The following is a 12,588-nucleotide window of genomic DNA, read 5'->3' as shown; positions in this document are numbered from 1 at the left end:
GCGATGCCCAACCTGCTGATAAAAAATGCCCGCTGTGTCGCCACGTTTGACCACGCCGACCCGGCCCTTGGGCGCGAGTTGCGGGACGCGTCCCTCTTCATCGTCGACGGGCGCATCGCATTCGTGGGACCCACTGCCGACTTACCCCCAGAGGCACACATGGCCAATGAGGTCATTGACGCGCGCCGCCACTTGGTGACGCCAGGCCTGATCAACACCCACCACCACATGTTCCAGGCGCTCACCCGGGCGATTCCTGCCGTGCAAAACGCCGAATTGTTTGGCTGGCTGGGCGGCCTGTACCCCCTGTGGGCCGGGCTGACACCGGAAATGGTGCGGGTGAGCACCCAGGTGGCCATGGCCGAACTGCTGATGAGCGGCTGTACCACCAGCAGCGACCACCTCTACATTTACCCCAACGGTGTGCGACTGGACGACAGCATTGAGGCGGCACAAGCCATTGGCATGCGCTTCACCGCCAGTCGGGGCAGCATGAGCGTGGGCCAGAGCCAAGGGGGCCTGCCGCCCGACCGCGTGGTGGAGCGTGAAGACTTCATCCTCAAGGACACGCAACGCCTGATCGAGCAGCACCACGACGCATCACATGGCTCCATGGTGAACGTGGCCGTAGCGCCCTGCTCGCCGTTCAGCGTGAGCCGGGATCTGATGCGCGAATCTGCACTGCTGGCGCGTGCCCATGGCGTGCGCCTGCACACCCACCTGGCCGAAAATGACCACGATCTGGCTTACACCCAAGAAAAGTTCAACTGCACTCCCACGCAATACGCGCAGGACCTGGGCTGGCTGGGCGCCGATGTGTGGCACGCCCACTGCGTGAAGCTGGACGACGCGGGCATCAGCCTGTTTGCCGCCACGCGCACCGGTGTGGCCCATTGCCCCTGCAGCAACATGCGCCTGGCCAGCGGGATTGCCCCCATTCGCCGCATGCTCGATGCCGGTGTGCCCGTGGGCTTGGGCGTAGACGGCAGCGCCAGCAACGACGCCGCCCACATGGTGAACGAGGCGCGCCAGGCACTGCTACTGGCGCGCGTGGGCCGTGCCATGCAGCCGCCCGAACAACGCGATGAAAGAACTTTTTTTGGCTGCGACCTGGGACCCGCCGAGATGACAGCGCGCGACGCCCTGGGCATCGCCACCCGCGGCGGGGCCCAAGTGCTGGGACGCAGCGACATTGGTCACCTGGCCGTGGGCATGTGCGCCGACCTGGCCTTGTTTGATCTGGACACGCTGGGCTTTGCTGGCGGCGCGGTACACGACCCCGTGGGCAGCCTGTTGCTGTGCGCCAGCCCCCAGGCCGACTACACCGTCGTCAACGGCCGTGTCGTCGTGCACAACGGACAACTTGCCACGCTGGAGCTGGGCCCCCTGGTGGAACGGCACAATGCACTGGCAATGCAGCTCACCAACCAGACGCTCTAATAGGGCACGCAACGATGGCCCATTCCGATCCTGCATCAGCGCCATTGGAGCAGGGGCGCATTGCACACCCGAGAGGCATGGCACAACAAACGGGGCTGAGGCGCTGGCTGCCCGGACTGGACACCCTGCGCAACTATGAACCCGCCTGGCTGGGCCACGATGTGGTGGCCGGTCTGGCGCTGACTGCCGTGCTCATCCCGGTGGGTATCGCATACGCGGTCGCGTCCGGCGTGCCGGCCATTTGCGGTCTCTACGCCACCATATTCGGCTTGCTGACCTATGCGCTGTTGGGTCCGAGCCGGGTACTCGTGCTGGGGCCAGATTCTTCGCTGGTCGCGCTGATACTCGCAGTCGTGCTGCCTTTGTCCGCGGGGGATCCCCAGCGTGCCATGGCCCTTGCGGGAATGATGGCAGTGGTCTCGGGACTCTTGTGTATCGTGGCAGGAGTCGCCCGGCTGGGTTTTGTCACCGAGTTGCTCTCCAAGCCCATACGCTACGGATACATGAACGGCATCGCGCTGACGGTGCTGTTCAGTCAATTGCCCGCCCTTTTTGGCTTTGCCGTGGAAAAGGACGGCTACTTTGGCGGATTGCGCGGCTTTGGCGAAGCCATCCTGAGCGGCAAGACCCATTTGCCCACGCTCGCACTCGGTGCAGGGACACTGGCGGTCATCTGGATGCTCAGGCGCAGCCGGCGCCTGCCCGGCGTGCTGATTGCCGTGGTGGGCGCCACGGTTGCGGTCTCCGTTCTGGATCTGTCAGCGCGCACCGGTGTGGCGGTGCTGGGCACTCTTCCGCAGGGCTTGCCGGGCTTTGCATTGCCCTTGATCACGTCGGGTGACATGGTCCCTGTACTACTGGGTGGCCTCGCGGTTGCGCTGGTCTCGTTTGCCGACACCAGCGTTCTGTCGCGCACCTACGCCGCGCGCTCCGGTAGCTACGTCAACGCTAACCAGGAGATGGTGGGGCTTGGCGCTGCCAATCTGGTGGCCGGCCTGTTTCAGGGCTTTCCGATCAGCGCCAGCGCATCGCGCACACCCGTGGCACTGGCTGCCGGTTCCAAAACGCAGTTGACGGGCGTGGTGGGGGCCGTCGCAGTGGCCGTGCTGCTGATCGCCGCTCCGGGTTTGCTGCGGAATCTGCCGACCGCCACGCTGGCCGCCGTCGTCATCGCGTCGGCCATTGCGCTGATCGAAATCACCGACCTGCGCAGGATTTACCGGATCCAGCGCTGGGAATTCTGGTTGTCCATCGGCTGCATGCTGGGCGTCGCGCTACTCGGCGCCATTCCGGGTATCGGGCTGGCCATCGCGGCCGCTGTGATCGAGTTTTTATGGGACGGGTGGCGTCCCCACTCGGCCGTCCTGGGGCGGGTTGACGGCATCAAGGGCTACCATGACATCCGACGCTACCCGGACGCCCGCATCGTGTCAGGGCTGGTGTTGTTCCGCTGGGACGCACCGCTGTTCTTCGCCAATGCCGAACTGTTTCGGGACCGCGTGCTGGACGCGGTGGCGGAATCACCCGACCCAGTGCGCCGGCTCGTCGTCGGTGCCGAACCGATCACCAGCGTCGACATTACCGCCGCCGATATGCTCGACGAGCTGGACGCCGCCCTGCGCGCTGCGGGCATTAAATTGTGTTTTGCCGAGTTGAAGGACCCGGTGAAAGACAAGCTCAAGCGCTTCGGTCTTTTTTCCCGGCTGGGGGAGGAGCGGTTTTTCGCAACCATCGGCCAGGCCGTAAGTGCCTACCTCAAAACCCACCCCGTCGAATGGGTGGACTGGGACGACCGGCCTGAATTCAACCATCTTGGTTCTAGTTAACCCGGGCGCCGCCCTCAAACCAATGCTTGATCAAACCCCGCTCGGCGTCCGTGATGCCGGTGGCGTTGTTCATGGGCATGATTTTGGTCACCACCACCTGCTGGTACATCGCCTGCGCATGCAGCTTTACGCCCTCGGGCGAATCCAGCCGCACGTTTTTCATCTGTACCTCGGCGCCGTGACACAGGTAACAGCGCTGCGCCAGCACTGGCTGCAGCGATTGATAGCCAATTGGGTCGCTAGCCCCCGCAGAACCTGCGCCCGTAGCTCCTGAATTCATAGCAGTTTGCCCTGCGACGGGCGCGGGCTTGAGCCAGACGATCGTGCCCAGAATGACCACCACACCGGCCAGCGCGTAAGGCCAGGGGTGCGCATTGCGCCCCAGCTTGAAGCCATGGCGCAGCACAAAGAACTGGCGAATGGCCGCACCGGCAAACATCATCAGCACCAGCACCAGCCAGTTTTGCGGGTGGGTGTAGGTAAAGCTGTAGTGCCCGCTGAGCATGGCAAACAGCACTGGCAGCGTGAAGTAGGTGTTGTGCACGCTGCGCTGCTTGCCGCGCTTCCCATAAATCGGATCCACCGGCAGACCCGCCTTGATGGCAGCCACCATCTTGCGCTGGCCGGGAATGATCCAGTGGGCCACGTTGGCGCTCATGCTGGTGGCCATCATGGCGCCGACCAGCAAGAACGCTGCCCGGCCCGCAAACCAGTGGCAGGCCAGCCAGGCTGCAATACACACCAGCACGGCCACCAGCGCACCCACGATGGCCTCACCATTTTTGCGCTGCCCAAAGATGCGGCAAATAAGGTCATAGGCCACCCAGAACACCACCAGAAACCCCAGCGCCACCGAAATGGCGGCCCAGGGCGCCCAGTCCATCACCGACTTGTCAATCAAGTAGGTGCCCGCGCTCCAGAGGTAGGACACGGTGAACAGCGAAAACCCGGTCAGCCAGGTGCTGTAGCTCTCCCAGTAGAACCAGTGCAGATGCGACGGAAGTTGCGGCGGCGCCCCGGCAAACTTCACCGGGTGGTAGAAACCGCCCCCGTGCACGGCCCACAGTTCGCCACTCACGCCCTGGCGCTTGAGGTCTTCGTCAACCGGCGGCGTAAGGCTGCTGTCCAGAAAAACAAAATAGAACGACGAGCCAATCCAGGCAATGGCGGTAATGACGTGGACCCAGCGCAACAGCAGGTTGGCCCAGTCGAGAAGGTAGCTTTCCATTTGGGGTGTTTTCCTTGGCTTGAACCCAAAGTGTATACACTTTGCTTAATCTTGGGGTACTTGCAAGAGCTGGGCCGCAACGCCCACCGCGATCACCTCGGGGCGCTTGTCCGCAATTCCGGGCACCCCAATGGGACAGGTTATGTGGGTCATCTCCGCCGCGTCAAAGCCCCGGGCCTGCAGCCGTTGGCGAAAGGACGCCCACTTGGTCTTGCTGCCAATCAGGCCCACATAAGGCAAATCACCCCGCTTGCGCTGCCGCGCCAGACAGGCAGCGACTACATCCAGGTCCTCGGCATGGCTGAAGCTCATGATGAGTACACGCGCGCCGGCTGGCAAATCGGCCACTGCGGCCTGCACCGGGTCAGAATGTTCGCAGTGCACGTTGGCAGGCAACTCCCATCCATCGAAACCAGGGCCGAACACCTCGTCCCGACTATCAATCCACACCACGTCCATGGGCAGATTACCCAGTACCTGCACCAGCGCGTGCCCCACGTGGCCGCCACCGAACAAGGCCACGGGAACATGTTGGCTGGCAAGACGAACCTGCAGGGAGGCCACGTCCCGCGCGGCAACCTGCTCGAACTGCAAAAACACTTCCCCACCGCAGCACTGCCCAAGGCTGGGACCCAGCGCATAGCGAACGACTGCATCCGCTGCGCCCTGCGTCAGGCAAAGTCGTGCGTGGGCGATGGCGTCCAGCTCCAGACGCCCGCCCCCGACGGTGCCGGCGGTGGTATTGGCGAAGACCGCCATCCAGGCACCCACCTCGCGCGGCACGGAGCCCCGGGTGGATTGCACCTTTACCAGCACCGCAGGCTCGCGTGCGAGCCGCTGCAGGAATCGCGATGTCAAAGTCACAATCAGATACCTTTAAAACGCAAAAGCACGCACAATCAGTGCCAACTTCAGGCACAGTATGCCTTCGCTCAACTGCGGGGATATCCACCATGACACTCCAAACATCACGCACAACACTGCAGCTCGCTGGCCTTTGGGCCAGTATCGCCACCATCGTTGCGGGCTGCGCCACCAAACCAGTGGATACACCGCCGCCGGTAGCAAAGGCCATGCCCGTGGTGCCCCAGCAGCCCCAAGTGGTGGTGGCACCTCCTGCGGCCTTTACCGGGAAGGTCTCTGACGCCCGCACGCCGCGCGACTACCGCCGTGATGCAGCCGCGCACTTGTATGCGCGCAATGGTTCACGCATCTACACCGGCAAAATGCCCCCGCTGCTCTACGCGGTGGGTGTACTGCAGGTGGAAATCGACGGTCGTGGCAATGTCACAGGCATCAGCTGGATGCGCGCTCCAAGCCAGGCACCCGAAGTCATGGCGGAGATTGAACGCTCGGTTCGTCTGGCGGCCCCCTACCCGGCTCCTGTTCTTCTGGGCCGTGTCACCTACACCGACACATGGCTGTGGCACAAAAGCGGCCGCTTCCAGCTCGACACGCTGACCGAAGGCCAGTTGTAGGCCTTGCGCTACAACACCCGACAATCGCTCAGGACCCCCGGTACGTGGAATAGCTCCAGGGGCTCACCAAGAGCGGCACGTGGTAGTGCTGGTCCGCATGGGCTACGCCAAAATCCAGGCTGACCCGGTTCAAAAAATTGGGTTCCGGTAACGCCACCCCGCGATCCTTGAAATACCCAGCCACATCAAACACCAGCCGGTAGGTACCCGGTTTCAGGCTGGCGTGGTCATACAGCATGCCATCCGGGTTACGGCCGTCCTGATTCAGCACAAAGCGCTTGACCAGTGCGGCCTGCTCATCCTGTGTGGTGTACAGCGCCACTTGCATTCCCGCTGCCGGAGTGCCGTGCATGGTGTCCAGTACGTGTGTGCTCAAGCCCATGGCCATTTCCTTCCGTTGATGCATTCAAAGTGTATACACTTTTTTGCTTTGCAGCTATCATGCCTGCATGGACTCCACCACCACTGGCTTCATCGTCGAAACGCTCACCCGCTCTATCGTAGAGCACCGGCTGCAGCCCGGCGCCAAGCTGGTGGAGCAGACGCTGGCCGATCAGTTCGGCGTTTCGCGCACCCTCATTCGCCAGGCCCTTTTCAAGCTGTCGCAAAACCGGCTGATCCGGATGGAACCTGCACGCGGCGCCTTTGTGGCAGCCCCTTCAGTGGTCGAGGCCCAGCAGGTATTTGCCGTGCGCCGCATGCTGGAAGCCGGCATGACACGCGAGTTCATCCAGAGCGCCACACAAGCCCACATTGATGCGCTGAAAGAGCACATTGCCCATGAGAACGCAGCCGTGGAACGCGGCGATGTGCCCGGGCGCACCTTGCTGCTGGGTGACTTTCACGTTCGCATGGCGCAGCTCATGGGTAACGACGTGCTGGCCCACTTGCTGATGGACCTGCTCTCGCGCTGCGCGCTCATCACGCTGATGTACCAATCTTCCAGTTCTGCCGAGCACTCCCATGAGGAGCATGGCGCCATCGTCAAGGCGCTGGAGGCACGTGACGAAGCGCTGGCACTGCAACTGATGGACACGCATTTGTGCAACGTCGAAGAGGCCTTGACGCTCAATCCGAACACCCACGCCACACCTTCACCATGAAGCACTACGACTCCACCCAGCCCTATCCACGCGACCTCATTGGCTACGGCAAAAACCCGCCGCATGCGCAATGGCCCAACGGCGCACGCGTGGCCGTGCAGTTTGTCTTGAACTACGAAGAAGGCGGCGAAAACAGCGTGTTGCATGGCGACGCCGGCTCGGAGCAATTTTTGTCCGAAATGGCCAACCCGGCCAGCTACCCGGACCGCCACATCAGCATGGAAGGCATTTACGAATATGGCTCGCGCGCGGGGGTGTGGCGCATCCTGCGCGAGTTCGAAAAGCGGGGACTGCCACTGACCGTATTTGGCGTGGGCATGGCGCTGGAGCGCCAACCCGAATTGACCGCCGCGTTGGTCGAGCTGGGCCACGAGATTGCCTGCCACGGCTGGCGCTGGATTCACTACCAGAACGTCGACGAAGCCACCGAGCGCGAACACATGCAGCGGGGCATGGACGCCATACAGAAGCTCACCGGCCAAAGAGCCCTGGGCTGGTACACCGGCCGCGACAGCCCGCGCACCCGCCGTCTGGTCGCCGACTACGGTGGCTTTGAATACGACAGCGACTACTACGGCGACGACCTGCCGTTCTGGATGCAGGTGCAGAAAACCGACGGCACGAAAGTGCCCCAGCTCATCGTGCCCTACACGCTGGATTGCAACGACATGCGCTTCGCCCTGCCCCAGGGTTATTCATACGCCGATCCGTTCTTCCAGTACCTCAAAGACACGTTTGATGTGCTCTACGCCGAAGGCGACCCCGACACCCGCAATGGGGGCCTCAACCAGCCTGCCATGATGAGCATCGGCATGCACTGCCGCCTGTTGGGTCGCCCAGGACGCATCACCGCACTGCAGCGTTTTCTGGATTACGTAACCAGCCATGAGCAGGTGTGGGTGTGCCGCCGTCTGGACATCGCACGGCACTGGAAAACCACACACCCTTATCAGGAGTAAGGCGCCATGCCCATCACGCTGACTCAACTCAACCAGGCGCCACTGGATGAGGCTGCCACCTTGCTGAGCGGACTGTACGAGCACTCCCCCTGGATACCGCGAACCGCGCTGGCCCAGCGACCCTTTCATTCACTGGCACAACTCAAATACGCGATGGTGCAGGCCCTCAACGCGGCTGGCATCGATGCGCAATTGGCGCTGATTCGCGCCCACCCCGAGCTGGCCGGCAAAGCCATGGTGGACAAGAGCCTCACCGCCGAATCCACCAACGAGCAAAGCAAGGCCGGCCTGACCCACTGCACGCCCCACGAGTTCGAGAAAATCCAGCAACTCAACCGTGACTACAACGCCCGCTTTGGGTTTCCGTTCATCCTGGCCGTGCGCGGCCCGCGCGGCACGGGTTTGACCAAGGCCGAGATCATTGCGGCGTTTGAGCGCCGTGTGCTCGGCCACCCGGAATTCGAGCGGCAGGAGTGCCTGCGCAACATCCACCGCATTGTGGAAATTCGCCTGAACGACCTGTTCGGCGTGACCCCCGATCGCGGCAATGACGTATGGGACTGGCATGAGGCATTGGCGCAGCACTCCGAGCCCGAATATGCCGCGCAGGGTCAGCTCACCGTCACCTATCTCACCGACGCCCACCGGGCGTGCGCCGCGCAGATTGCACAGCACATGCGCGACTGCGGCTTTGACAGCGTGGCCATCGACGCGGTTGGCAACGTGGTTGGGCGCTATGAAAATAGTAGCTACTTGCGCAGTTCTGACGGGGGCTACAGCCTTAAAACGTCCCCAACTCTTCTTACCGGGAGCCACTTTGATACTGTTCGCAACGGAGGCAAGTACGATGGCCGTCTGGGTATTTTTGTGCCCATGGCCGTGGTGCGCGAGCTGCACCACCAGCAGCGTCGCTTGCCGTTCGCGCTGGAAGTAGTGGCCTTTGCCGAGGAAGAAGGCCAGCGTTACAAGGCGACATTTTTGGGCTCCAGCGCATTGACGGGTGACTTTGATCCCGCGTGGCTGGAGCAGCTGGATGGCGACGGCATCCCCATGCACCAGGCCATGGTTCACGCGGGGCTCAACCCGGCAGATATTGCCGTGCTGAAGCGCAACCCGGCCGACTACCTGGGCTTTGTGGAAGTGCACATCGAGCAGGGCCCCGTGCTCAACGCACTGGATATACCACTGGGCATCGTCACCTCCATCAACGCCAGCGTGCGCTACCAGGGCGCGGTGATTGGCATGGCCAGCCATGCCGGCACCACACCGATGAACAGCCGCCGCGACGCCGCCGCCGCAGTGGCGGAGCTGATGCTGTTTGTCGAGCAGCGTGCTGCATCCGATGGCGACTCGGTGGGGACGGTGGGCATTCTGCAAGTACCCGGTGGGTCCATCAACGTGGTGCCAGGCCGCTGCCAGTTTTCACTGGACCTGCGTGCGCCCAACAACGCGCAGCGCGACCGCATGGCTGCGGACGTGCTGACCGAACTCGACGCTATCTGCACACGCCGTGGCGTGCACCACACCCTGACCGAGACCATGCGTGCCAGCGCCGCGCCCAGCGCGTCCGCCTGGCAAGCGCGCTGGGAACGGGCGGTAGCTGCATTGGGCGTGCCCCTGCACCGTATGCCCAGCGGCGCGGGCCATGACGCCATGAAGCTGCACGAAGTCATGCCCCAGGCCATGCTGTTTGTACGGGGACAAAACGCCGGCATCAGCCACAACCCGCTGGAGTCCACCACCAGCGATGACATGCAACTCGCGATCGAAACCTTTTCTTTGCTTTTACAAGAAATAACCCCATGAACGCCTACGAACAACTGGACACCTGGATCGACGCGCACTTTGACGAACAAGTGAAGTTTTTGCAGGAACTCATCCGTGTTCCTACCGACACGCCACCCGGCAACAACGCGCCCCACGCCGAGCGCGCGGCCGAATTGCTGCAGGGCTTTGGGTTCGAGGTAGAAAAATATGCGGTACCCGAGGCGGAAGTGCACGCCGCCGGGTTGGAGACCATCACCAATCTGGTGGTGCGTCGCAAATACGGTGCGGGCACCACCGTGCTGCTCAATGCCCATGGTGACGTGGTGCCGCCCGGCGAAGGCTGGACGCACGACCCCTATGGCGGGGAGATCGAAGACGGCAAGATCTATGGCCGCGCAGCGGCGGTCAGCAAGTGCGATTTTTCCACCTATGCCTTTGCCGTGCGTGCGCTGGAAGCTGTTTCCAAACCGGTCCACGGCAGCGTGGAATTGCTGTTCACCTACGATGAAGAATTTGGTGGCGAAGTGGGTCCGGCCTGGCTGCTGGCGCACAAGATCATTCACCCCGATCTGATGGTGGCAGCGGGCTTTAGCTACCAGGTCATCATCGCCCACAACGGGTGCCTGCAAATGGAGGTCACGGTGCACGGGAAGATGGCCCACGCCGCCATTCCGGCTTCGGGCGTCGATGCCTTGCAGGCAGCTACCACCATCCTCACGGCCCTGTACGCACAAAACACGCTGTACCAGCAAATCACGTCCCGGGTGGAGGGCATCACACACCCCTACCTGAACATCGGCACCATTGAGGGCGGCACCAACACCAACGTGGTTCCCGGACGCGTCACCTTCAAACTCGACCGCCGCATGATCCCCGAAGAAAACCCGACTGAAGTGGAAGCAGGCCTGCGCGCGCTGATTACAGAAACAGCCGCACGCACGCCCGGCGTCTCCGTTGATATCAAGCGCATTCTGCTGGCCCGTGCCCTGCAGCCACTGCCTGGCAACAAGCCGCTAGTGGATGCCATTCAAAGGCACGGTGCGCAAGTGTTTGGGGAACCGATACCGGCGCTGGGAACCCCGCTGTATACCGACGTGCGCCTGTTCTGCGAAGCCGGTATCCCGGGCGTGATTTACGGCGCGGGGCCGCGCACGGTGCTGGAGTCCAACGCCAAACGCTCCGACGAACACCTTGACCTGGAAGACCTGCGGCGTGCCACCAAGGTCATCGCCCGCACCTTGAGCGACCTGCTGACTTAGTCGTTACTGATATTTAACAGGAGACGGAAATGACAAGCCTCGTGAACCCGGTCGACGAACGACTGCCCAATGGCAAGCTGGCGGCCCTGGGTCTCCAGCATGTGCTGGTGATGTATGCCGGAGCAGTAGCCGTGCCGCTCATCGTCGGCCGTGCACTCAAACTCAGCCCCGAGCAAGTGGCGATGCTGATTTCGGCCGATCTGTTTTGCTGCGGTCTGGTCACGCTGATCCAGTCCCTGGGCGCCACCCAGTGGTTTGGCATCAGGCTGCCCGTCATGATGGGGGTAACGTTTGCCTCCGTCGCGCCCATGGTTGCCATGGCCAATGCCGCACCGGGGGTGGCCGGCGCCCAGCTTATTTTCGGATCCATTATTGGCGCCGGTGTCGTATCCATCGTGATTGCGCCGCTGGTGAGCCGCATGTTGCGTTTCTTCCCCCCCGTGGTCACTGGCACCATCATTGCGGTCATTGGCATCAGCCTGATGCGCATCGGCATCAACTGGATCTTTGGCAACCCCTTCGGCCCTACGGCCCCTAACATCGTCAACCCCGAGCACACCCAATGGCTGGCAGAGGCTGCCGCCGCCGCAGGTGCGGCAGTGCCGGGCCTGCCAACCATGCCCAAAGGGCTGGCGCTTGTGGCCACCGTTCCCAACCCCAAATATGCCGATCTGGGCGGCGTGGGCATCGCCGCATTGGTGCTGACATCAATCCTGCTCATTTCCCGGTTCGCCAAAGGATTCCTGGCCAATATCTCGGTGCTGCTGGGCATCGTCATCGGCGGTATCGCCGCGACATCCATCGGCCTCATGGGGTTCGAAAAAGTTGCCAAGGCGGCCTGGTTTGACGTCGTGCTGCCGCTGCAGTTCGGCATGCCGGTGTTTGACCCGGTGCTGATCCTGACCATGTCGCTGGTCATGGTCGTGGTGATGATTGAGTCGACGGGCATGTTTCTGGCTCTGGGTGAAATGACCGGCAAGACGATCTCGCAGCAAGACCTGGCGCGCGGGCTGCGCACCGATGGTCTGGGCACCCTGATTGGCGGTCTTTTCAACACTTTCCCCTACACCAGCTTCTCGCAAAACGTGGGCCTGGTGGCACTCACCGGCGTGCGCAGCCGCTTTGTCTGTGTGGCGGGTGGAATCATTTTGATTGTGTTGGGACTGCTGCCCAAGATGGCCGCACTCGCCGAATCACTGCCTACCGTGGTGCTGGGCGGCGCAGGCCTGGTGATGTTTGGTATGGTGGCCGCCACCGGCATTCGTATTTTGGGCACCGTGGATTTCAAAACCCAGCGGTTCAATTCGCTCATCGTCGCCATCTCCTTAGGGATCGGCATGATTCCGCTGATCGCGCCCAACTTCAAACAATGGATGCCCCATGGCATTCACCCGCTCATCGAATCCGGCATTCTTTTGTCCTCCCTCAGCGCGGTGCTGTTGAACCTGTTTTTCAATGGCGGCCAGTTGGATACCGTTGCCGCTGTCGCTGCCGCGCGGCAAGCAGATGCCCATTGAGGCCTGCCCCC

The 12,588-nt window shown here is 62.5% G+C and carries 11 protein-coding genes; 8 read left to right on the top strand and 3 right to left on the bottom strand.

Annotated features, from left to right (window positions below; genetic code table 11):
- Positions 1-3: 3 nt before the first annotated feature.
- Both AC097W_RS17630 and AC097W_RS17625 read left to right on the top strand, forming a co-directional pair.
- The gene (locus tag AC097W_RS17630) at positions 4-1,440 is read left to right on the top strand and encodes an 8-oxoguanine deaminase (RefSeq protein WP_479603939.1); all 1,437 of its coding nucleotides are present in this window, start codon (positions 4-6) and stop codon (positions 1,438-1,440) included.
- A 14-nt stretch (positions 1,441-1,454) separates the two neighbouring features.
- Positions 1,455-3,266: a SulP family inorganic anion transporter gene (locus AC097W_RS17625; RefSeq protein ID WP_479603938.1), complete on the top strand. Its 1,812-nt coding sequence runs from the start codon at positions 1,455-1,457 to the stop codon at positions 3,264-3,266.
- Here AC097W_RS17625 and AC097W_RS17620 read toward each other — a convergent pair.
- Entirely contained in the window at positions 3,259-4,494 is a 1,236-nt protein-coding gene (locus AC097W_RS17620; protein WP_479603937.1) for a urate hydroxylase PuuD, read from the bottom strand. The genes AC097W_RS17625 and AC097W_RS17620 overlap by 8 nt on opposite strands.
- Positions 4,495-4,539: 45 nt before the next feature.
- Positions 4,540-5,358: a xanthine dehydrogenase accessory protein XdhC gene (gene xdhC / locus AC097W_RS17615; RefSeq protein ID WP_479603936.1), complete on the bottom strand. Its 819-nt coding sequence runs from the start codon at positions 5,356-5,358 to the stop codon at positions 4,540-4,542.
- A gap of 89 nt (positions 5,359-5,447) precedes the next feature.
- Between xdhC and AC097W_RS17610 the strand changes: the two genes are divergently transcribed.
- Positions 5,448-5,972, top strand: coding sequence for a hypothetical protein (locus tag AC097W_RS17610; RefSeq protein WP_479603935.1), 525 nt, complete (start codon positions 5,448-5,450; stop codon positions 5,970-5,972).
- Between the two features lie 28 nt (positions 5,973-6,000).
- Here AC097W_RS17610 and uraH read toward each other — a convergent pair whose 3' ends face one another.
- Positions 6,001-6,354 (bottom strand): hydroxyisourate hydrolase, encoded by a 354-nt coding sequence (uraH, locus tag AC097W_RS17605; protein ID WP_479603934.1) that lies wholly within the window; start codon positions 6,352-6,354, stop codon positions 6,001-6,003.
- A 67-nt stretch (positions 6,355-6,421) separates the two neighbouring features.
- Between uraH and AC097W_RS17600 the strand changes: the two genes are divergently transcribed.
- From AC097W_RS17600 to AC097W_RS17580, 5 genes are read left to right on the top strand one after another with little or no spacing between them, the layout of a single operon-like run.
- Positions 6,422-7,075, top strand: a complete 654-nt coding sequence (locus tag AC097W_RS17600; RefSeq protein ID WP_479603933.1) for a GntR family transcriptional regulator — start codon at positions 6,422-6,424, stop codon at positions 7,073-7,075.
- Entirely contained in the window at positions 7,072-8,034 is a 963-nt protein-coding gene (puuE, locus tag AC097W_RS17595) for an allantoinase PuuE (RefSeq protein WP_479603932.1), read from the top strand. Before AC097W_RS17600 ends, puuE begins: the two co-directional genes overlap by 4 nt.
- Positions 8,035-8,040: 6 nt before the next feature.
- Complete coding sequence (uraD, locus tag AC097W_RS17590; RefSeq protein ID WP_479603931.1) at positions 8,041-9,840, top strand: 2-oxo-4-hydroxy-4-carboxy-5-ureidoimidazoline decarboxylase; 1,800 nt, start codon at positions 8,041-8,043, stop codon at positions 9,838-9,840.
- Positions 9,837-11,060 (top strand): M20 family metallopeptidase, encoded by a 1,224-nt coding sequence (locus tag AC097W_RS17585; protein WP_479603930.1) that lies wholly within the window; start codon positions 9,837-9,839, stop codon positions 11,058-11,060. The genes uraD and AC097W_RS17585 overlap by 4 nt, the downstream gene beginning before the upstream one ends.
- Before the next feature lie 29 nt (positions 11,061-11,089).
- The gene (locus AC097W_RS17580) at positions 11,090-12,577 is read left to right on the top strand and encodes a nucleobase:cation symporter-2 family protein (RefSeq protein ID WP_479603929.1); all 1,488 of its coding nucleotides are present in this window, start codon (positions 11,090-11,092) and stop codon (positions 12,575-12,577) included.
- Positions 12,578-12,588: the final 11 nt, after the last annotated feature.

It is taken from the genome of Rhodoferax sp. GT1R46, assembly GCF_056521285.1.
Note: the sequence above shows the minus strand (reverse complement) of the source record. Positions and strands in the feature narration are given on the sequence as shown.

Coding starts and splice junctions, on each gene's coding strand:
- AC097W_RS17630 (WP_479603939.1), top strand. CDS start 4: ATGCCCAACCTGCTGATAAAAAATGCCCGCTGTGTCGCCACGTTTGAC.
- AC097W_RS17625 (WP_479603938.1), top strand. CDS start 1,455: ATGGCCCATTCCGATCCTGCATCAGCGCCATTGGAGCAGGGGCGCATT.
- AC097W_RS17620 (WP_479603937.1), bottom strand. CDS start 4,494: ATGGAAAGCTACCTTCTCGACTGGGCCAACCTGCTGTTGCGCTGGGTC.
- AC097W_RS17610 (WP_479603935.1), top strand. CDS start 5,448: ATGACACTCCAAACATCACGCACAACACTGCAGCTCGCTGGCCTTTGG.
- uraH (WP_479603934.1), bottom strand. CDS start 6,354: ATGGGCTTGAGCACACACGTACTGGACACCATGCACGGCACTCCGGCA.
- AC097W_RS17600 (WP_479603933.1), top strand. CDS start 6,422: ATGGACTCCACCACCACTGGCTTCATCGTCGAAACGCTCACCCGCTCT.
- puuE (WP_479603932.1), top strand. CDS start 7,072: ATGAAGCACTACGACTCCACCCAGCCCTATCCACGCGACCTCATTGGC.
- uraD (WP_479603931.1), top strand. CDS start 8,041: ATGCCCATCACGCTGACTCAACTCAACCAGGCGCCACTGGATGAGGCT.
- AC097W_RS17585 (WP_479603930.1), top strand. CDS start 9,837: ATGAACGCCTACGAACAACTGGACACCTGGATCGACGCGCACTTTGAC.
- AC097W_RS17580 (WP_479603929.1), top strand. CDS start 11,090: ATGACAAGCCTCGTGAACCCGGTCGACGAACGACTGCCCAATGGCAAG.